General features: G+C 69.8%; 10 protein-coding genes. 4 read left to right on the forward strand and 6 right to left on the reverse strand.

All coding sequences use genetic code 11. The annotated features are described in order from the left end of the window. Positions 1 to 388: 388 nt before the first annotated feature. Complete coding sequence (locus ACIRL2_RS34630) at positions 389 to 5,137, reverse strand: DUF4082 domain-containing protein (protein ID WP_402237522.1); 4,749 nt, start codon at positions 5,135 to 5,137, stop codon at positions 389 to 391. A gap of 306 nt (positions 5,138 to 5,443) precedes the next feature. Further along, a complete protein-coding gene (locus tag ACIRL2_RS34635) occupies positions 5,444 to 8,635 on the reverse strand; it encodes a DUF4082 domain-containing protein (protein WP_402237525.1) in 3,192 nt (1,063 codons plus the stop codon). Positions 8,636 to 8,905: 270 nt separating this feature from the next. Between ACIRL2_RS34635 and ACIRL2_RS34640 the strand changes: the two genes are divergently transcribed. Beyond that, complete coding sequence (locus ACIRL2_RS34640; RefSeq protein WP_395859342.1) at positions 8,906 to 9,841, forward strand: NAD-dependent epimerase/dehydratase family protein; 936 nt, start codon at positions 8,906 to 8,908, stop codon at positions 9,839 to 9,841. Here ACIRL2_RS34640 and ACIRL2_RS34645 read toward each other — a convergent pair. After that, positions 9,834 to 10,457, reverse strand: a complete 624-nt coding sequence (locus ACIRL2_RS34645; protein ID WP_395859343.1) for an acetyltransferase — start codon at positions 10,455 to 10,457, stop codon at positions 9,834 to 9,836. The genes ACIRL2_RS34640 and ACIRL2_RS34645 overlap by 8 nt on opposite strands. A 98-nt stretch (positions 10,458 to 10,555) precedes the next feature. On the opposite strand from ACIRL2_RS34645, the gene ACIRL2_RS34650 reads away from it, so the two are divergent. The 3 genes from ACIRL2_RS34650 (at position 10,556) to ACIRL2_RS34660 (ending at position 19,002) form a co-directional block, all read left to right on the forward strand. After that, entirely contained in the window at positions 10,556 to 11,611 is a 1,056-nt protein-coding gene (locus ACIRL2_RS34650) for an O-antigen ligase family protein (protein WP_395859344.1), read from the forward strand. Positions 11,612 to 12,176: 565 nt separating this feature from the next. Further along, a complete protein-coding gene (locus tag ACIRL2_RS34655) occupies positions 12,177 to 14,414 on the forward strand; it encodes a hypothetical protein (protein ID WP_402237528.1) in 2,238 nt (745 codons plus the stop codon). A 31-nt stretch (positions 14,415 to 14,445) separates the two neighbouring features. Beyond that, complete coding sequence (locus ACIRL2_RS34660; RefSeq protein WP_402237531.1) at positions 14,446 to 19,002, forward strand: FtsK/SpoIIIE domain-containing protein; 4,557 nt, start codon at positions 14,446 to 14,448, stop codon at positions 19,000 to 19,002. 74 nt (positions 19,003 to 19,076) lie between these two features. Here the strand turns inward: ACIRL2_RS34660 and ACIRL2_RS34665 are convergent, their stop codons facing one another. The 3 genes from ACIRL2_RS34665 to ACIRL2_RS34675 are packed head-to-tail and all read right to left on the reverse strand — an operon-like array spanning position 19,077 to position 20,723. Beyond that, positions 19,077 to 19,403, reverse strand: a complete 327-nt coding sequence (locus ACIRL2_RS34665) for a hypothetical protein (RefSeq protein WP_395859347.1) — start codon at positions 19,401 to 19,403, stop codon at positions 19,077 to 19,079. 51 nt (positions 19,404 to 19,454) lie between these two features. After that, entirely contained in the window at positions 19,455 to 19,766 is a 312-nt protein-coding gene (locus ACIRL2_RS34670; RefSeq protein WP_395859348.1) for a hypothetical protein, read from the reverse strand. A gap of 51 nt (positions 19,767 to 19,817) precedes the next feature. Continuing rightward, entirely contained in the window at positions 19,818 to 20,723 is a 906-nt protein-coding gene (locus ACIRL2_RS34675) for a hypothetical protein (RefSeq protein ID WP_402237533.1), read from the reverse strand. Between the last annotated feature and the right edge of the window lie 57 nt (positions 20,724 to 20,780).

Consider the following 20,780-nt stretch of genomic DNA (forward strand, 5'->3'; position numbering starts at 1 on the left):
CGGCGGCTTCGCTTTCCTCGCTTTCGGCTTCCACCGCGTTTCCGCGTTTTCCGCCTCCCGGACTCTAGCAGATCTTCCGACCCGCTTTTCGTCCGCTGCTTCGTGCTTTCGGCCTTCGAAACTCTCGTTTCCCCGGCTTCCGGCTCTTCGAGCTTAGCAGCCCTTCCGGCCTGCTTCGCCCACCGCTTCGGGCATCGGGAATTCACATTCTCCGAGGCATTTGGCGGCGTCCGCAGACTTTAGCGGAGCGCATTCCCGATCGCCTAATCGGTGATCATGGATTTGCTCGCCTCCCGGGCGGACTTCGCAACAGTACATGGCCGGGCCCGGAGCTCCAAATCGCTCCGGGCCCGGCCGCTCGTACCGCCCCTGCGGGCTCAGTCGAGGATCAACGCCCCTTCCCCGTCACGGGGTTCGGGCCCGGCACCGTGTTCGGTCCCGCCTCGGTCACCGGCGGCGTGGTCGTGACCTTGCCGTCGTGTGTGAAGCCGATGCCCTTGAGGGTGGGCAATGCGCGCCCGTCGCCGGTGAGCTCCACCTTGTATTGCAGGAAACGCGATGCGGTCCCCATGGTGTCGCCCGGTCGGGACAGGTCCTTCCATGCGGTCCAGCTCGCGTCCGGAACCGCCGTCGTCCCGGTCCGCACCGATACCCGCAGCGTCGTGCCCTTGGGAATCTCGGCCTGCCAATCACCGGCCAGCCACGTCACCATCCGGCCGGCGTCCAAGGCCTTCGACACATACGTGCCGGTCGGGGCCTTGTCCAGGGTGAGAGCGTCCGGACGGTCACCGCTCACCGCTCCCCCGGAGACGGTGCCGTTGGTGAAGTCGAACGCGCCCGTCTCGGCGACACCCGGCCTGGGCATCACCAGACGCGCGGTGTCCTTCTTCCTACCGCTGCCGCCCGTCCAGGTTCCCTCGTTCCCGGCCGCGTCGACGCCCGCGAGGCGGAACGCGTACGTGCTGCCTGCGCCGAGGTGGCCGAGCTTGGCGTGGTGCTCGGTGGTGGACTGCTTCCGGTCCGCATATACCGGTCGGACCGAGTTCGGGTTGTCGCCCAGAAGGACCGAGGTGGTCGTGGGCTTGTCCGTCTTCCAGGTCAGGTCGGCGCTGCCGTCGGGCCAGGTCTTGACCGAGACGTCGCTGATCACCGGCGCCTTGCGGTCGGCCTTGGGCGTGCGGAACTCCGCGGGCTTCGCGTTCGGGGCGGGCCAGACCGTGCGCTCGCCCTTCACGTTCTCCGAGGTGAGTCGGTAGTAATAGGTGGTGTCGGGCTTGAGCGCGCCCAGGGCGACCTTGTGCTCGCCCGCGGTCTCCACGCTCTTGTGGGTGATCGGCATCTGGTCCGGCTTGGTGCCGAGCTGCATCTCCGTGGTGGAGGGCACGTCGGTCTTCCAGGTCAGCGTGCCCGAGCCGTCGGCGGCCGGGGCCGCCTTGGCCTCGGCGATCAGCGGCGCCACCGCGTTGGCGTAGGTCGCCGTGTACGCGCCGGAGGTCCCGTCGAAGACGGCGTACTCGATGCCCTTGACGGTGGTCTTTTGGAAGGTGACCGCAGAGCCGCCTCGGGACAGGCCCGTGAGGGTCGTGCCGCCCGAGCCGGTGGTCGGCAACATCGTCATCAGGTTCGTCGCGGCCGCGTTCTGGTTGACCGTGAAGGTGACCGTGTTGCCGACCCGGTTGAGGCCGGTGATGGTGGACGCGTTCCGGGCGTCGGTCCAGTCCAGCAATTGTTTGGCGGAGACGATCGGGACGTTCTTCGCCTTGGCCGACGCGATCAGGGCCTGTTCGATGTCGAGCTGGCCCACGTTGCCGACCCCGCCGTTGGCGTTCGCCGAGTCCGTGTGGTTGTTCATCACGAACGCGCCGTAGAAGCCGTCGTTGTTGGCACCGTTGACGAGCTGGTCGAACGTGTCCGGGTAGACCTGTTGGAATTCGTCGTTGATCTGGGTGGTGCCCTGGTAGATGTCGATCATCTGACCGCTCGGGTCGGTGAATCGCATCGGGAAGCCGGAACCGGTGAAGAATCCGGGGCTCGCCTTCATGAGCGGCCCGCCCCACGTGTTCTTCCAGTAATCCGGCATGTAGTAGTAGTTCGTGTCGAGCCGGATTCCCTTGGCCCGGGCGATCGAGGCGTTCGAACTCCAGTCGGGCCAGGTCAGACAGTGCGTCCGGTTGGTGGTGGGCTTCAGCGGGGCGTAGCGGGTGAAGTCGTCGAGGCTGTTCTCGTACACCGCGCCGAGTCCGGCGTTGATGTCCGTCTGGGAGGCGCCGGCACGAAGCTGCGGGCAGCTGCCGTTCTGGTCGACGTGTCGGGCGATCTCGAAGCCCTGTGCGGTCCAGTTCTGGACGTCGGACACCGACGGCGCCTGGGTGCCCTGTGGTCCCGGGCCCCAGACGTAGATGGTGCCGCGCATGCACTTCCAGTTCCGTACTGCGGCGTCACGCAGTGCGGCGATCGGGCTCGAGCAGGCCGGGTCGGAGCTGTTGTTGTTGTAGCGGGTGACCCTGCCCTGCATGTCGCTGAGGTTCTGGCCGTGGTTGTCGCCGGTGGAGACCATCACGACCTTGAGCAGGTCGGGTGCCGCGGTGGCGGCGTTGCCGGGCAGGTACCAGGTCCTCGGGATCGGGGCCTTGGCCCGGTTGCCGAGTTCGATCAGGTTGGCGAACAGGCGCTGCTGCTCGTCGGCCTGCGGGATCTGGACCCGGCTGAGGTCGATCCAGTCCGGGTAGAACATGTCGTCGGCGCGCATCAGCGGGCCGCCGCTGTCGGAGAAGTTGTCGTTCTCGACGCCGGCCTGGGCCGGGTTGCCCTGGCGGGTCTGCACGATCGAGCGGGCCAGGTCGTAGGTGAACGCGGACGCGGTGCCACTGCCCACCGGGCGGGTGGTGACGGCGGGGCCGAGCGGGGTGGTGCCGGTGCGGGTGTACAGGTCCGCGACTCGGACCGTGCCGGCGCCGCCGGGGACCGTCCAGACGTCGGCGGGCCCGTGGTACTGCATGCTCTGCTGGCTGTAGATGCCGGCGCCGGCGGCGGTGCCGCTGTCCACCTTCATGTACTGGTTGGCCTGGAAGCCGCCGGAGGTACCGAGGCCGAGCAGGCCGGCCAGGGCGGCGCGCGGGTGCATCGCGATCAGGTTGCCGCCGCCGTTGACCCAGGTGGTGAGGTCGGTGACCAGTTGTGCCGAGGGGGCGAAGTCGCCGAGGACGACGGTGGTGTAACCGCCGAGCACCGCGGCGTTGACCGCGCTCGCGTCCTTGACCGCGAACGAGTTGAGTCCCTCGCTGCGCAGGATCTCGGTGTAGTAGCAACTGAACGGGTTCGAGTCGGCCTTGATCACCAGGATGGGGCCGGTGTTGGGCGCGTCGCACGGTGGTGTGGGCGGGGCCTGGCCGGTGGTGAAGGTCCAGGTCGTGTCCGGCATCGCGTTGTCGGACTGGTCCTTGACGCCGCTCACGGTGAGTGTGTACGGCGTGCCGTAGGCGAGTTCGGCGTCCGGTTTGAGGGTGAGCTGGGTCGGCGTGGTCGGGTTGTCGAGTTCGAGTTCGGCGGGTACGGCCGTGCCGTTGCGCTTGAGGACGAAGCTCAGGCCGGTGGGCTTGAGCGGTTCGCTGAACGTCACCGAGGGTTGCACGCCGGAGAGCACGCCGTTGGCGTTCGGCATCGGCGACTGGCCGGTGACCGCGGGGGCGACGGTGTCCTCGGCGTTGGTGCTGAAGACGACGTCCACCCAGTAGTTGCTGCCGTTCCAGCTGTCCGTGGGGTAGATGCTGCCCGCGTTGTACTTGTAGACGCCGTTGCCGCCGTCGACGCCGTCGGCCAGGGCCGTGATCAGCGAGTTGCCGACGGGTTGGGAGAACGAGCCGGTGTTGGCGGGATAGTTGCCGTTGGGCGCGAAGTAGGACGCGACGTAGGTGACGCCCGCGTGCACGGTGATCGGGGTGGGCAGGTCGACGGTCTGCCAACCGCTCCCGGTGCGGCTGACGTTGGGCACGGTGGCCAGGCGGGTCTGGGTGTTCTTGTCCCACAGGCTGACCGCGTACGGGCCGGTGCTGCCGGTGAGCTTCCAGAACTTGATCGACTTGATCTGGCCGTCGGTGGTGGTGCGGAACTTGACGCCGACCTCGACGCTGTTGTTGTCGGTCTGGTTCGGCGTGTTCGGGCTGACCGGGCCGGTCCAGATGTTGGTCTCCACGGACTGGCTGGCGCCGGTGCCGGTGGTGAACGACCAGGACTTGGTGGCCATGGTGTTGCCGGCGGCGTCCTTGGCGCCGGTCACCGTGACGGTGTGGCCCGTGGACACGGCCAGTGGCGCGGAGGGCTGGAACGTCGCCGTGTTGCCGCTGTACGTCGCGGTGCCGGCGACGGCCGGGCCGCCGGTCTGGTTGACCGCCCACTGGATGGTGGCGGGCTGTACGGGCTCGTTGAAGGTCACCGACAGCGGCGCGGCGGTGGCCACTCCGGTGGCGTTCGCGGCGGGGGTGGTCTGGGTGACCGTGGGCGGTGTGGTGTCGGCGCCGGGGACGAAGGAAACGTCCACCCAGTAGTTGCCGGCCTGGTAGGAGTCGGTCGGCATGCCGCCGCCGGGGTTGTAGGTGTAGACGCCGTTGCCTTGGTTGCCGTTGCTGGCGGGGGCGACGAGTTGTTCGACGGTGCGGTCCGACGCGAAGTAGTTGTCGGTGACCGTGTAGCGGCCGACCGGTGCCACGTAGGAGGCGATGTAGGTGTGTCCGGCGGTGACCGGCACGGGAGTTGTGAAGGTCGCGGTCTGCCATCCGGACGCGGATTCCGCGATGAAGGTCACCGAGGTCGCGGTGCCGGTGGCGGTGTCCCAGATCCGGCCGGTGTGGGTGCCGGTGTTGCCGGCGTCCTTCCAGAACTTGATCTCGGTGATGGTGCCGTTGCTGTTGGGCTTGAAGCGCACGCCCAGTTCGACGGCCACCGCGTCGGTGTCGGTCACGGCGCCGTTCGGGGTGGCGCCGGCGAACAGCGAGCACGGACTGCATGGCGCGGCCTGGGCCGCGGTGATCGGTGCGAACAGGGTGAACAGCAACGCACCGATCGCGGCGAACGCGATGCTCGTCCACGTTCCTCTGCGTTGTCGGTGACCCGATCTGGTTCTGGCGCGGGCAGCCTTCATCGAGTTGGTGCTCCTCAATGGCATGACGGTCGGTTCGTGGTTCGGGGCGGGCGGCGCGGGGAGTCCGGGCCGCCGCGCTCGCCCCCGGGGCCGGCCGCCGGCGGATCGGTGCCGCCGCCGGCCGGCTTCCGGGGTGTGCCCGGTCGATGGTGGTGACTCGATCGGGTTCGGTGCCGGGTACCGGGCGTTCGGTGTCCGGGCGTTCGGTGTCCGGGCGTTCGATGTCCGGGCTTTCGATGTCCGGGCATTCGGTGTCCGGGCTTTCGATGTCCGGGTGTTCGGTGTTGCCGCGACCGGCTGCCGCGGCTAGTTGGTGGTGAAGACGACGTCCACCCAGTAGTTGCTGTCGTTCCATGTGTCGGTCGGGAACCCGCTGGCGCCGTAGGCGTACACGCCGTTGCCGCCGACGGTGCCGGACGCGGCGGCCTTGACGGGTCCGGTGCCGGCGGCCGCGGTCAACCCGCCGTCCGTGGAGGAGTACCGGCCCACCGGGGCGAAGTACGAGGCCACGTAAGTGGTGTTGGCCGCGATGACGACCGGTTGGGTGAAGTTCACCTGTTGCCATCCGGAGGCTGTCTCACTGCCGAAGACCGCGCTGGTGAGGAGGGTGCCCGTGCCGGACCAGATCGTTCCGGTGTGCGTGCCGGTGTTGCCGGCGCCCTTGTAGAACCGCAGTCCGGTGACCTTGCCCGGGACCGTGCTGCTGAACTTGACGCCGAGTTCGATACCGGTGGTGTCGCTGTCCTGGAGCACGGCGGGCGTCGCGGTGGCGGGCCAGATCGTGCAGGACGGGTTGCAGGTGGGCGGCGGCGTGCTGCCCGCCGTGGTGAAGGACCACGTCTTGGCGGCCATCGTGGTGCCCTCGGTGGTTTGCGCGCCGGTGAGGGACACCGTGTACGTCGTGCCGGCGGCCAGGTCGACGGTCGGGTCGAAGGCCGCGACCCTGGTCGCGGCGTTGTAGCTCGCGGTGCCGGCGACGGTGCTGTTGTCCGCCTTGGTGACCGACCACACGATCGTCGCGGGCTGGACCGCGAGGTCGAAGGTCGCGGTGATGTTGCCGCCGACCGGGGCGAGCGTCGCCCCGCTCACCGGGGCGGTCGCGGTGACCACCGGCGCGGGGTTGGTCGGCGTGGTGTTCGAGGTGGTGAACACCGGGTCGACCCAGAAATTGCTGTCGTTCCAGGTCGAGGTCGGGAATCCGGTGCCGTAGCGGTAGACGCCGTTGCCGCCGGACGTGTTGCTCGCCGGTGCGGTGAGCGGGCCGCGGATGTGCGCGTTGGTCAGGCCGCCCTGGTCGGCGGAGTATCTGCCGTTGGGCGCCTGGTACGACGCGACATAGGTGGTTCCGGCGGTGACCGGCACGGGCTGGGCGAATGTCACCTGTTGCCATCCGGACGCGGTTTCGCCGGTGAACGGCGCGGTGGCCAGGAGGCTGCCGGACGCGGACCACAGGGTCCCGGTGTGTGTGCCGGTGTTCTCGGCGTTCTTCCAGAACCGGATGCCGTTGATGAAACCGGCCCGGTCGGCCTGGAATTTGACGCCCAGTTCGGTGGCGGCGGTGTCCGGATCCGGGCCGGACGAGGGCTGGTCGGTCGGCGTCCACAGCGTGCATGGGCAGTTCACCGGTTGTGGTGGCCCGCCGAGGGTGACCGTGACGCCCGCGGACGGGATCTCGGTCCGCGCGCTGTCGTCGGTGGCCCGGGTCTTGATGGTGATCGAGCCGCCGGCGCCGGTGGTGAATACGTAGGTCCAGTTCTCCCGGCCGGTGGTGGCCGGGTGCCAGGTGGCGCCGTTGTCCACCGAGACCTCGACGCCGCCGACCTTGCCGCCGGTGTCGGTCGCGGTGCCGGTGATCGTCACGTTGGAATTGGCGGGCAGGCTGCCGCCGTTGGTCGGCGCGGTGATGGTCGAGGTGGGCCGGGTGGTGTCGGTGCTCGCCGTGGCCGCGACCATGCCGGCCATCAGCGTGCCGGGCTGCACGCCCATGTCGGCGAACAGGTTGATGGTGGCCTGCTGCATCGCGGTGTCGACGGTGCCGTTGGCGCCGACCCGGTACACGTCCAGACCCCAGGCCCACTGGATGGTGCCCGCGCCGAAGACGAGGGCGCCGCTGGGTGCGCGGTAGAGCGTCAGGCTGTGCGTCGAGCTGCCGTCGGCGTAGGTCGAACCCTGGTCCTGGATCACGGACATGCCGGACTTGACCGTGGTCGAGAGCCGGATCAGTCCCGCGGGCCGGGAGCCGTTGTCCAGATCGGAGTCCCATTCGTAGCCGAGGGTTCCGCTTCCGAGTGTGGTTTGTGCGGTGAGGCCGAGGGTGGCGAGGCGGGTGTTCCGCCACAGGCGAAGGCGGCCGTCGGCGCCGCTGGCGTTCATGTCGGTCGTACAACAGTTGACCGTGAAGATGGTGCCGCTGAGGCTGTTCTCCGGTCGGCCGCCGTCACCTGGCGGTGAGAACCGCGGGTCGCGCCAGGTGCCCGTCCACATGGCCGGGCCGAGCGGGTCGATCGACTCGTTGGCGTGGGTGTCCTTGTACGAGACCAGGTTGCGGTGATCGGGGCCGTTGCCGTTGATCCCGCCGTTCTCCCAACGGGTCTTCCAGAAGATCTCGTTGCCGGAGAAGAAGGCGAGGTTGACCCCCGCGTCGCGGGCCGCCTCGACGTTGGCGCGTTGGGTGCCGGACCAGTACTCGTCGTGTCCCACCGACAGGAAGACCTTGTGGTTCTTGATCAGTTGGCCGCGTCGGTCGCTGTCCACGCCGGTCGTGTAGGTGACGTCGTAGCCGTTGCGTTCCAGAAAGCGCAGCATCGCGAACTCGGCGTTGAACAGCGAGTCCCCGGGATTGTCCGCACGCGTGGTGAAGGGTCGGTTGTAACTGACCTTGTACGCCCGGCCCACCGGCTGCCCGGTGTAGAGGTCGTTGCCACCGTAGGCGTTGTACGCCTGCCAGGTGGTGTCGGATGCCTGCATGAACATCGCCGAGTGCGACGCGTCGTTGCGGACCACGAACGGGATGTGGCTCGCGCCCGATGAGCCGTCGGTACGCGTGGGTTTGGCGATGTAGTAGCCGGATACCGCGTCCGCGGGTACGTTCCAGGACGCGGAGTCGGTCCAGTTGGAGCAGTCGATCAGCCCGGTCACCAGGTTGTCGGTGTCGCAGCCGGACTGTTGCCGCGGCGTGACCGCCGAAGCCGGGATCGTGTAGACCTTGCGAGCGCCGTTGCCGTTGTACCAACCGAGTCGGTAGATGTCGATGCGGTAGGAGCTTGCGGACGTGTCGATCTTGAACTTGATCTGGCCACCGGCGTTGACGCTGATGTCGGTGGAGAAGCCTTGAATGGCGTTGCTGCCGGCACCGCTGATGTCCCATTCGGTCCGCGGGTTGCCGGTCTTGGTGTTCTCGCAGGCAACCGCGTTCGCAACGGGTGCGTCACACGGCCCCGCGGCGGCCTCGGGTGTATTCGGAGCCGCGACGGTCAGCGCGAGCAGTAAAGCGAACAATGTCGGAATCGTCGCTCTGCGCAGCCGTGGTCTGGGCAATTTCATGAGTGTCCCCCACCCGGTATCGGTGCCCGGGGCGGTGTCCCGGGTCCGAGATAGGGGAAAGTGTGGCGCACGTTCCGGCCTGTTGTCCGGGTTTTGCCCTCTCGTGAAGCGGGCCGTGGGTACAGTGCGGGAACCGGGGGCGGGTCGGCCTCGGATCGGACTTGGGGGAGTTCGAAACACAGGCCCTGGCGGGGATGGTTCCGCACGATGGTCCGGGGGGACTTTGTGAAGGTAGTGATCACCGGCGGTGCCGGTTTCATCGGCTCGAATCTGGCCGCCGCGTTGCAGGACCACGACGTCGTGCGCGACGTGCACGTGGTCGACGACCTTTCCACGGGGTCGCTCGCGAGTCTGGACGGCTTGAAGGTGACGTTCCATCAGGGGTCGATCCTGGAGCCGGAGTTGCTCGATCGCGCGTTCGCCGGCGCGGACGCGGTGGTGCACCTGGCGGCGCTGCCGTCGGTGCCGCGCTCGGTGGAGGCGCCGCTGGCCAGCCATCACGCCAACGCGACCGGCACCCTGGAGGTGCTCGAGGCGGCACGGCGGGCGGGCAACATCCATGTGGTGGCCGCGTCCTCGTCGTCGGTGTACGGCGCGAATCGCGAGTTGCCCAAGCGCGAGGACATGCGCACCGCGCCGCTGAGTCCGTACGCGGTCAGCAAGTTGGCCACCGAGTCGTATCTGATCGCCTACGGCAACTGCTACGACCTGCCGGTGCTGCCGTTCCGCTTCTTCAACGTGTTCGGGCCCGGTCAGCCGGCCGATCACGCCTACGCGGCGGTGATTCCCCGGTTCGTGGACGCGGCGTTGGCCGGTCGACCGCTGTCCGTGCAGGGCGACGGCGAACAGACGCGCGACTTCACCAACATCGGCAGCGTATGCGCCGTGCTCATCGACGCGGTGTTGCGCCGGGTGGTCTCCGACATCCCGGTCAACCTGGCGTTCGGTTCGCGGACTTCGCTGAACGCGCTGATCGCCCTGTTGACGGAGGTGCTCGGGCATCCGGTGGAGGTCGAGCACGCGCCGCCTCGGCCGGGCGACGTGCGGGACTCGCAGGCGGACGGGTCGCGGCTGCGCGCGTTGTTCCCGACCGCGGAGCCGGTCGAACTGCGCGAGGGACTCGCGCAGACGGTCGCGTGGTTCCGGTCTCGGCTCAACTGAGCCGGTCCGCGGCCTCGCGCGGGCGCAGCGGGCGGGCCGGCGAGCCCACCACGGTCGTGCCCGCCGGTACGTCGCGCGTGACCACGGCGCCCGCGCCGACGAAGGCGCCGGGGCCGACGGTCAGCCCTTGCAGGACCACGGCATTGCTGCCGACGGTGGCGTCCTCGCCCAGGTGCACGTTGCCGGAGATGTTCGCGCCCGGGTACACGGTGCTGCGCGCGTCCAGTACGGCGTCGTGTCCGATGGTGGCGTTGTAGTGGACCTGCGCGTGCGGGCCCAGGGTGACGCTGCTGGAGACGTGCGCGTTGGCCTGGATCAGACAGCCGGCGGCGATCGCGGTCTCCGGCGAGATGACCGCGCGCGGGTGTACGAGGGTGACCGCGTGCAGGCCGCGTTCGTCGAGCAGGCGGGTGAGTCGGGCGCGCGCGTCGGGTGCGGCGATGCCGACCAGGTAGTCGCCGGCGTCGACGTCGGTCGGGCGCAGCACCGGCAGGCCGCGCACCTTCTCGCCGGCTCGGGCGTCGTCGAGGAAAGCGGTGACGGTGAGCGTGGCGGCGATCGCGGCGTCGAGGGCTTCGCGGCCGACGCCGCCGGCCCCGCAGATGTAGAGCGGCATGGGGACATCCTGGCATCGCCGGGCGGCCGGGATGGGGTGCCTGCGCACGCGGGCGCGGTACGGGTGGTCCGGATCCTCGAGCGGAAGCGGATTGTGCTGTGAGTACTGACCGGGAAGGCGATCATCGGGTCCGGGGTTCGGCGCGGTATCTGTCCCGATTGGACCTGTTGGGCACGGCCGTGGTCGCGGCGACCGCGATGTGGGCGTTGGCGGCGGCGGCGAATCGGGCCGGTGAGCCGGAGGCGTATCTGTTCGCGCTGTTGGCCGCGGTCGGGGGCTATGTGCTGGGGCGAGTGCTGGGCGCGCGTTCCGCGTTATTGGCGCCGGCGCTGGTGGCCGGCGGGGTGACGGCGCTGCTGGTGTTGTGGCCCGGCGCGTTGAGCGGTGATGCCACGGCGCCGCCGTTGGAGTACGGGAACGCCGACGGCGCGTTGGTGGCGCAGGCGGTGGGCGCCGCGTGTCTGGCCGCGCTGGTCGTCGCATCCGATCGGCGGCGGGGCGAAATCCTGGTTTTGGCCGGGTTGTTGGTACTCGCGGCCTTCGCAACGCGGTCGGTGGCGGCGGCGGTCGGCGCGTTGGCCGTGCTGCTGACCGCGTTGATGTCGGCGGTGGTGTATCGCAAGGGCACGGTCGTGGTGGTGTCGGCGGTGTGTGTGCTCGGAGTGGCTTTGGGCACTGTGGTGCTGGGGGTGCTCGGCAGCCGCACGGGCGGCCTGGAGGGTGCCGCCGAGGCGGGTCTGACCGAGCGTCGGGTGCAACTGTGGTCCGACGCCGTGGACCTGACGAAGAGTTACCCGCTGCGCGGGACCGGTCCGGGCATGTTCGTGACGAACAGTCCGACCGCGAGCGCGGACGCGGATGCGCGGTCGGCGCATTCGCTGTGGCTGCGCCAAGGCGCCGAGCAGGGGGTGCCGGGAGCACTGTGTCTGGTCGCGCTGGTGGGGTGGATGTACGTCCGGTTGTGGCGTTCGCCGCAGCCGGTCGCGGTGGTCGTGGTGGGCACGGCGACGTTCACGGCGTTCGTGGTGCAGGCTTCGATGGACTATGTGGCCGAATTTCCGGTGGTGTTGGTGGCGGTCGGGCTGTTGGCCGGGGCGGCGACGGCGAGTCCGGATCCGGAATTGCGGGCGCGCTTGGAGCGTGGGGTGTTGTAGCGGGGACGTGGAGCGGGGTTGCGCGGCACAGTTGCGGGGCGGGGTTGCGGGGGCGCCGGGGTGGCATCTTCGGGCGCAATAGGGTTCTTGAGCCGATTTGCCCTGCTTGCCCAGGTATACGCCCACTCGTGCGAGCGAAACCTCAGATGATGCTCAGATCCGTGTCGCGCGAGCGACTCCGCGTCTATTTTGTGGAATCGCCGCAACACGGGCGCACATATTTCCCAGGCAAGGGGAATGTCACGTCGATTCGCAGGTTTGTCGATCCGCGTGCAGGATTGCCGGAATCCCGTTTCGAGTTCGTTGCGGGATTTTCCAGAGAATGAGGAAAGCGGGACGGGCGGTCCGGGGGGCCGCTGCCGCGCAGGTGTGAACGAGCCCTGGGCATCTCGCCGTATATGCAGGTCACAGCCCTTTCACCAGGTGGACATGGGCCCGGTCGACCATGAGGTCGATGCGGTTGGCCGACGTCCTTCCCTACCCCCGAAACGGTGACGGATGCTTCCGGAAAGCCCTTTCCCGAATTTCGCCTCAGGCCTTTCGAATACGCTGCGCGACTGCTTCAATGCTCACTGATCTCCAGGTGGCCTCGGTATCACCTGTTCTTCGGGAGGGCACGATCAGCAGCACAACGGCCGCGAATCCATTCGGCACGGACTTCTGGAGCGGCAACCGGGGCATCGCCTGGCTGGCTCTGCTCGAACTCGTGGTCCTCGTCGTGGTGTTGCTGCGGGTGCTCGCCCGCCGGGCGGGGCCGCGTGGGTTGTTCCGCGGGTTGTGGCAACAGGTCGTGGTGACGGGGCGGGCGTTCGCCGCACCGTTCGTCGCCTGGCGACGGGATCGACGCGGGGTGGCCACGCTGACCCGGTACCTGGGTACGCCCGAGACGTTCGATCTCACGACGCGCGCGGTGGCGCGGGCGCGGTCGGCGGGCGTCGAGCCCTGGGCCGTGGTCCTGGCGGACGAGCGGGTGTCGGTGCGGCTCACCGCCGCCAATTCCCCCGAGGTGACGGGGCCTTGGGCGGCGGACCCGGAGGATCCCCTGCTGTGGTCGACCTCGGTGGCCGAACTGGGCGCGACGGCACCGGATTCGGCGGCACCGGGTTCGGGAGTACCGGATTCGGCGGCCCCGGACGCGGAGGCTGCGCTGCCGGTCGTGGTCGGGTTGCTGGACTCGGGTGTCGTGCTTCTGGACCTGTCGGCGGTGGCGCCGGTGGTCGCGGTAACCGGGGATTCGGCCGCCGGACGTGACCTGGGGCACGCGCTGACCGCGCAACTGGCCCGGCGGTTGCCGGCGGGTTCGGTCGGGGTGGCTCGGGGTGTACATCCGGGCTTCGCGGGCCGTACGCCGGGCGAGTTGTGCGCCGATCCCGGGGTGCGGGTCATGGTCTGCGCGGAGCCCGAACTCGAACCCGAACTCGAGGACGAGCTCGCGGCGTTCACCCGGAGCCGGACGCGGCGGATGCTCGTGCTCGGGGACGTGCGCGGGCGCCGCCTGACACTGCGGCCGGACGCGTTCGGGGTCCTGCCCGCTGCGGACGGCCTGGGCCCGGTCGAGACGGCGGGCCTGGCCCGCGCGGTCGCGCGAGTGGTCCGCTCCGGACACCTGACCCCCTCGGAACCGCTCCCTCCGAGCCCGACGCCACCGAACCCGGCTGCGGCTCTGCCGGGGGCGACCCTGTCGGGGGCGGGCGGCGGCGGGGCGGACGGGTCGGCTGCCCCTGCGAGGAACGCACGGACCTCGATCCCGGGGGCAGGCGCGAGGCCGGAGGCGGCAACTGCCTGCGTGGGGAATGAGCACGGCTCGCCCGGGAGTGCACGGGCGGCAGGAGCGTCGGCTGCCGGCTCGCCGAACGCGCGAGGCTCGGCTGTCGCAGAGGTGGTCGGTACAATTACGGCTGCGGCTACCGCTCCCGCTACGAGTACGGCAACCACGCGTGCTTCGGCCCCCGGCGGGGCGAGCGCGCGAGCCACACCCGAGCGCGCGGCCGGCGCGGACGGCGCGGCGCGCACGGGCAGCACGGCGGGAGCGGGCGACTCGCCCGTGGGCGTCACGAACCGGGGGAATTCGGCCGCGAACGCATCTGCTGCGGACCTCTCGGCCGGCGGTCCGGCGAACGCGCGCGGCTCGGCAGCGGGTGGGCCTCCCGTCTCCCGCGGACCGGGCGTCCCCGGTGGATCCGTCTCGGCGGGGGCTGCCACGGCGTCCGGACCGCGCAGCGCCCGGGCGGGCAGGTCCGGCGGGTCGTCCGGCACCGTGACCGGATCCGACGCCGCTCCGGCCGCCGCGTCGGGGCCTATACCGGCATCCGGATCCGGGCCGGCGTCGGCGTCGGCGTCGGCGTCGGCGTCAACCGCATCCGCCGCTTCCCGGGCCGGAGTTCCGAGCCCGCCCCGGTCCGGTGCCGCGACCTCGCCCACCACACCCGCTCCCGAGTCCACCCGGCAGGCGGCCGTACCCGCTCCCGCGCCCACCGGCCCCACGGCACCGACAATCACGGCACCGACACCCTCGGGATCCGCGTCCCCGGGATCCGCGTCCCCAGGATCCGCACCCTCGGCTCCGCCCACCCCTCCTCGCCGATCGCCGGCGTTCGCCTCCGCACGCCACACCCAGACTCCGACCGAAAACATCCCCGCGCCCCGAACCAACCCGCCCCGCTCCGCCGCCCCGGCGACCCCGGCGGCCCCGACCACCCCGACCACCCAGTCCATCCCGCCGGACCCCGCCGACCCACCCCACCCCGCAGTTCCCGCCCATCCCGACCCGGAGCACGTCCCCGGCCGGGGTGAGCGGTTGTGACCGCCGTCCGCGTTCCCCTGGAGGCGATCGCATGCGACTGACCATCACCGTGTCCGAGCCCGCGCGGAGTCGGCGGGACTCGATCGTGATCGAGGCGGATTCCGGGACCACCGTCGGCGAACTCCTCGAACACCTCGCCGACACACACGACCTGGGCGCGCCCGGTGTGCCCTGTCGTCTGGCCGACACCGTGCTCGACCACGACGCCGTGTTGTCGGTGTGCGGCATCCGTGAGGGCAGCGAACTCACCCTCGGCCCGGTCTCCGCCGACCCGATCGACGCGCGCCCCGACCCGCCGCTCGTCGAGGTGCATCTCGCGGCGGGCCCGGGTGCGGGGAGGATCTGGCCGCTGCCGATGGGCACTTACGACATCGGCGCGGATCCCGGGTGTGCGATTCGGATCGACGAGCCCGGCGTGCCGGCGCACGGGATCCGGGTCATCGTCGGGCCGTCCGGCGCGGTCCGGGTCGCGGTGCCGCCCGGCAGCGAGATTCGGCTCGGGCGGGTGTACCGGGCCAAGGAGGACACACCCGCGCGGCCGATCGACCCGAAGGACCGGGAGTTCGCCGACGAGCCGCCGCCGGATCCCGAGCAGCCGATCGTCGGCGAGGTCGAGTGGGAACTCGGGCTGGGCCTGACCGTGGGTCCGGTATTGCTGCGCACCGCCGCGCCGTTCGACGCGGGCGCGGACATCGTGCCGTCGGCGGACGGCGCCGGGCTGGACTTCAACCGGCCGCCGCGGATCGTCGAGCCGGTCAAGGGCGGGCGGTTCCGGATCCCGACCCGGCCGCGCGGCAACTTCAGGCAGCCGTTCCCGATGTTGATCACGCTTGCGCCGATGTTGCTCGGCCTGGTCATGGTCAAGATCTTCCATTCGTACTTCTTCCTGATCTTCGCGATCTTCAGCCCGATCATGGCGCTGGCCAACTGGATCTCCTCGCGGCGCAGCGGGCGCAAGCAGTTCGTCAAGGACTTGGCCGCGTACCGGATCCGCAAGGCCGAGGTGCTCGCGGATGTCGCGGCGAGCACCGAGGTGGAACGGCGGGGGCGGGTCGACGCGATCCCGGATCCGTCGGTGACCGGGCTGTTCGCGACCGGGCCGGGGCAACGGCTGTGGGAGCGGCGGCGGGTGGACCCGGACCATCTCGTGTTGCGGGTGGGCACCTCGGCGCACACGTCGCTCAACGAGGTCGAGGATTCCGATTCGGAGTCGCTGGATCGGCGCGCGCATTGGACCGTGCCGGATGTGCCCACGGCGGTGGATCTCCCCCAGCAGGGTGTGCTCGGGGTGGCGGGGCCGAACGGGCCCGCGCTGCGGATGGCGGGTTGGCTGGTCGCGCAGGCGGCGATCATGCACAGCCCCCGGGACGTGCAGGTACGGCTGTTGACCGGCGCGGCCGGTGCCGACGCGTGGGGGTGGTTGGCCTGGTTGCCGCACGCGCGCGGCACGGTGCGCGGCGGGCCCGAGGTGTTGATCGGCAGTGATCCGGAGACGATCGCGGCTCGTGTCGCCGAATTGGTCCAGGTGGTGCGCGCGCGCAAGGCCGCGGCCGAGACGTTGTTGCGCAACGCGGTGTTCGCCGAGCCGGATGTGGTGCTGGTGGTGGACGGCGCGCGCCGGTTGCGCGAGATCCCGGGCATGACACAGGTGTTGCAGGAGGGCCCGCAGGTGCGGGTGTTCTCGATCTGTGTGGATTCCGAGGAGCGCTTCCTGCCCCAGGAGTGCACGGCGGTGATCGGTGTGGACGACGCGTCGGCGGCGCGCGGGCCGGTGGCCACGGTGCGCCGGCACGGCGCGCCGACCGTGACCGAGGTACGGCCGGACCTGCCGACCGTCGGGTGGTGCGACGCGATCGCCCGGGCGCTGGCGCCGGTGCGCGATGTCACCTCACCGGACGAGGGCGCGTTGCCGGATCGGGTGTTGTTGCCGCGGTTGTTGGCGCTGGATCCGCCCGACCCGGCCGTGATCGGCGAGCGGTGGCGGCGCCGGCCCGCGTCGACCCGGGTGGCGCTCGGCGTCGGCTACGACGGGCCGGTCTCCTTCGACCTGGTCCTGGACGGTCCGCACGCGCTGATCGCGGGCACCACCGGGTCCGGCAAGTCGGAGCTGTTGCAGTCGTTCGTGGCCGCGCTGGCGGCGGCGAACCGCCCGGACGAGCTGACCTTCGTGTTGGTGGACTACAAGGGCGGCAGCGCGTTCAAGGACTGCGTCGAACTCCCGCACACGCTCGGCATGGTCACCGACTTGGACGCCCAGCTCGTACACCGTGCGATGGCCTCGCTCGGTGCCGAACTCACGCGCCGCGAGCTGTTGTTGGCGATGGTCGGCGCGAAGGACCACGCGGAGTACCGGGGAAAGCGGCTGCGCGACGCGCAGTTGCCCGCGCTGCCTCGACTGCTGCTGATCGTGGACGAGTTCGCGACGCTGGTGCGCGAGGTGCCGGACTTCATCCCGGGTCTGGTCGGCATCGCCCAGCGTGGGCGTTCGCTGGGCATCCACATGGTGCTCGCCACGCAGCGTCCGGCCGGGGTGATCACGGCCGACATCCGGGCCAACACCAACTTGCGGATCGCGTTGCGGGTGACCGACGCCGGCGAGAGCTCGGACGTGATCGACACCAAGGACGCGGTGGCCATCTCCTCGGCCACCCCGGGCCGGGCGTTGGCGCGGACCTCGCATCACACGGTGATCCCGTTCCAGACCGCGTACGCGGGCACCGAGCGGGTGGACACCAAGGCCGCCCCGGAGCCGGTCCGCCCGCTCCCGGTCGCGCCGGAGGTTGTCCGGCCGCAGACCTCGGTGTTGTCCTGGAGCCGGTTGGGTCGCCCGCGTCCGCCCGCCGCCGAGCCGGAGGTGGAGCCGCAACCGCAGGTGGGCGATGCCGAGCCGACCACCGACCTCAAGGAGTTGGTCACCGCGATCTCGGCCGCGGCCGCGGTGCTCCCGGACTTCACCAAGCCGCCGAGTCCGTGGTTGGACCCGCTGCCGCATCGGGTGTTGCCGGACGAGTTGCCCGAACCCGCGCCCGCCGCCGATCCGGCGCCGGGTGCGCTGGAGCCGGTCGCGTGGGCGATGGAGGACGTGCCGCATCTGCAGGCGCGCAAGGCGGTGTTGCTGGATCCGAGCACGTTCGGCCACCTGTTCGTGGTGGGCGCGCCGCGTACCGGGCGCAGCCAACTGTTGCGCACGATGGCGGCGGCGCTGGCCAAGAGGCACTCCTGCGGGGTCGTGCACATCCAGGCGATCGACGCGGGTGGTGGCGCGCTGGCCGCGCTGGCGGACTTGCCGCACTGCGGCACGGTGGTGCCGCGCAACGACCTGAGTCGGATCGACCGGCTGATCTCGCGGCTCGGCGAGGAGCTGAGCGTGCGTCAGGAGCTGTTGTCCCGACACGCGTGCGCAAGCCTGACCGAGTTGCGGGCGGGCGACGCGCAGGGGTGTCCGGCGCATGTGTTCCTGTTGATCGACGGGTGGGATCCGCTGGCGCCGACGTTGTACGAGTACGACGACGGTCGGGTGATGAACGAGGTGGTGCGGTTGTTGCGCGAGGGCGCGGCGGCGGGCATCCACCTGGTGATGACCTCGGAACGGGCTTTGATCAACGGGCGGTTGTCCTCGGTCAACGACGACATGGTGCTGTTGCGGTTGGCCGATCGGGCCGAGTACTCGGGGGCGGGCGTGCCGCGTACCGCGATCCCCGGTTCGATGCCTCCCGGGCGGATCCTGGTGTCGGGGTCGTGGACCGAGGCGCAGGTGTGCCTGTTGGCTCCGGGCGAGAGCGGGCGCGAGCAGGTCGAGGCGCTGCGTCGGATCGCGGCGGACGCGCGCGAGCGGGACAAGGCGGTGGACGCGGCGCGCCGGCCGTTCGAGTTGGCCGCGTTGCCCACCTCGATCACTTTCGCCGAGGCGTACGAGGCGGTGACGCCGGCCCAACGGCGGCCGTTGTGGGCGCTGTTGGGGATCGGTGGGGACGCGGTGGGCGCGGTGGGCGCGGATTTCGGGGACGCGCAGCACACGTTCGCGGTGGTCGGGCCGCCCGGCAGTGGGCGCAGCAACACGCTCGCCACGATGGCGGTGTCGCTGTTGGCGAGCGGGACCCGGGTGGTGGCGATCACGCCGCGCGATTCGCCGCTGCGGCTGTTGCGCGCGCACCCGTTGGTCACGTTGGTCGAGGGCGCGGACTCGGACGGCTCGCGGACCACGGCCGCGGTCGAGGACCTGGCCGGTCCGGCGGTGGTGTTGATCGACGACGCGGATCTGTTGTCGGAGATGGGCTCGATGGTCGGGTACGCGCTGCGCGAGGTGATCGGTTCGGGTCGCGACCGGGGCGTCGGGTTGGCGTACGCGGCCACCGCCGAGACGTTGTTGCAGTCGCTCAGCGGGTGGTTGGGCGATGTCCGGCGCAACCGGCAGGGCATCCTGCTGTCGCCGCAGTTGGGTGGGGAGGGTGATCTGATCGGCGCACGACTGCCCACCGAGCGGGTCCGTCAGCCGTTGCGGATCGGGCATGCCTGGATCCGGGACCGCAAAGGCTTTTTGGCTCCGGTGCTCGTGCCCGAGACGCACCTGCGCCCCACCGCCGAGTGACGGCGATGGGGCGCGGTGCGGATGGTCACGCGGTTCCCGGGGGCCCCGCGGGGAATCGGGAATTCCGGGTCGGGTCAGGCGTTGTGCGGAGCCGGCGGCGGGACGTCCTCGCCGTCCAGGCTCCGCAAATTGTTCACGACGACCTGGAAGGTGTCGCTGAACTGCTTGATCGAAACCATCGCCTTGTCGAGCGAGTTGGTCAGCTCGTCATAGGACTGGGTCATCTGCGGGCTGGTCTTCCGCAGATAAAGGCCACCGTCTGGGTTCAGCAACGTCGTCACGGTGGTTCGCAGACTCTTCAATGCCGTCTGCGTGTTGGCCGCGCTTTGCACCATGTCGTCGGAGACCAGTTGGACCTCCGCGATATTGACGTCGACATCCGTGCCCAAGGGAGTGGTCATGTCAATCCGTTCCGAGGTGGAGGGGTGATGTGTCGGGGGTGATCGATGTACTCAAGCCGACTTCTGGAGAGCCGCCTTCATCGATTCGTCGAGCTTCCGCGCCGCCTCGACAATCTTGTCGAATTGACCGGAGAATGTGCCGATCGTAAATATTGCCTTTTCCAGGTCCGTGCTCAGCGTCTTGTATTTGGTGTTGAGTTCCTCACTGCTGAGCTTGAGCCACAGGCCGGAACCGGGCTTGAGCAATCCGTCGACCTTTCCCTGGAGTCGGCGGATTTCCAGGACGGCCGCCTCGGATACCCGGGTCATTTCGAGCTGGGCGGTCCGCACCTGGTCGTAGGTGATCTTGAAGTCGCTGGGCATGGAAACTCCTTCGCCGGCGTGTGGTGACGCGTTCGAAACAATCCGCGGGCGCTACATCTCGCGGCGCCCGCCACCGATAGGCGGCCGGTGCGCCGGCGGGTCCTTGACGACCTTGGTCCACTCGGCCTTCGGGTCGTTGACGTTCGGGGTGGTGTAGACCGTCGTGCCGTCCTTGTCGGTGACCGTCTTGGTGCCCCGACCCGAGCCGTCGACCGTGACCTTTTCCGTGGTCACCGAGCCGTCGCGGCCGGTGGTGACGGTGTCGTAGGCCCCACCTGCGCCGTACGTGGTGTGCTCGGTGTAGGTGCTGCCGTGGTCGGTGATGGTCACCGTCTGCTCGGTGACGTTGTAGTTCGCGTCGACCTTGACCGTGACCTCGGTCGTGACGCCGTTCTTGTCGGTGCTGGTGTAGTGCAGGGGCGGTTCGGCGCTCGGTTGCGGGGGGGCCGTCTCGCCTTCCTTGGGCTTTCCGTCCGGGTGGGTCTTGAGCCATTCCTCCCAGGTCTTCTTCTGTTCCAGCCAGCGATTCAGTGGATTACGTCCCGGTGTCGCGGCGAATTGCGCCGCGACGCCGTCGTCCCATGCCTCCGCACCGTCCGCGACATAGCCGAGGAGTTTGGAAAGCGCCTCCAGGCCGTCGACGGCCTTGCCCATCGGAAACGACCAGGCCGTGTAGAAGGAACCGAGTGGAGCGGCCACTCCACCGATGTCCTTCGCCGGAACCGTACCGTGCTGCCCGGGTACTCCGGAACCATGGGTACGGAACTTCGACGCATCGTCCCGGAAGGTATTGGCGAGCAGTGTCAACGCGCTCGCCATTTTGCGAAGCTCGGTGTAATCCAGGGAGATATCGGGCAAAGGGAACTCCATTCGACGGCTCTGCGCGAGCTCTGCGGTCCGAACACTGGCGCCGCGTCTCATCATCGGACAAGATTGCCGGAGAATAAAGAGCCGCACCCACAACGGTGCCGATATCCGTGCCGCGCGAGTGCGACATCCACCACGCGAGCAGCG

Origin of the sequence: Embleya sp. NPDC127516 (genome assembly GCF_044765325.1) — a bacterium.
Lineage (GTDB): Bacteria > Actinomycetota > Actinomycetes > Streptomycetales > Streptomycetaceae > Embleya.

Excerpts from the sequence above, each read along its gene's own strand:
- ACIRL2_RS34630 (WP_402237522.1), bottom strand. The coding sequence starts at position 5,137 with ATGAAGGCTGCCCGCGCCAGAACCAGATCGGGTCACCGACAACGCAGA.
- ACIRL2_RS34645 (WP_395859343.1), bottom strand. The coding sequence starts at position 10,457 with ATGCCGCTCTACATCTGCGGGGCCGGCGGCGTCGGCCGCGAAGCCCTC.
- ACIRL2_RS34655 (WP_402237528.1), top strand. The coding sequence starts at position 12,177 with ATGCTCACTGATCTCCAGGTGGCCTCGGTATCACCTGTTCTTCGGGAG.
- ACIRL2_RS34660 (WP_402237531.1), top strand. The coding sequence starts at position 14,446 with ATGCGACTGACCATCACCGTGTCCGAGCCCGCGCGGAGTCGGCGGGAC.
- ACIRL2_RS34665 (WP_395859347.1), bottom strand. The coding sequence starts at position 19,403 with ATGACCACTCCCTTGGGCACGGATGTCGACGTCAATATCGCGGAGGTC.
- ACIRL2_RS34670 (WP_395859348.1), bottom strand. The coding sequence starts at position 19,766 with ATGCCCAGCGACTTCAAGATCACCTACGACCAGGTGCGGACCGCCCAG.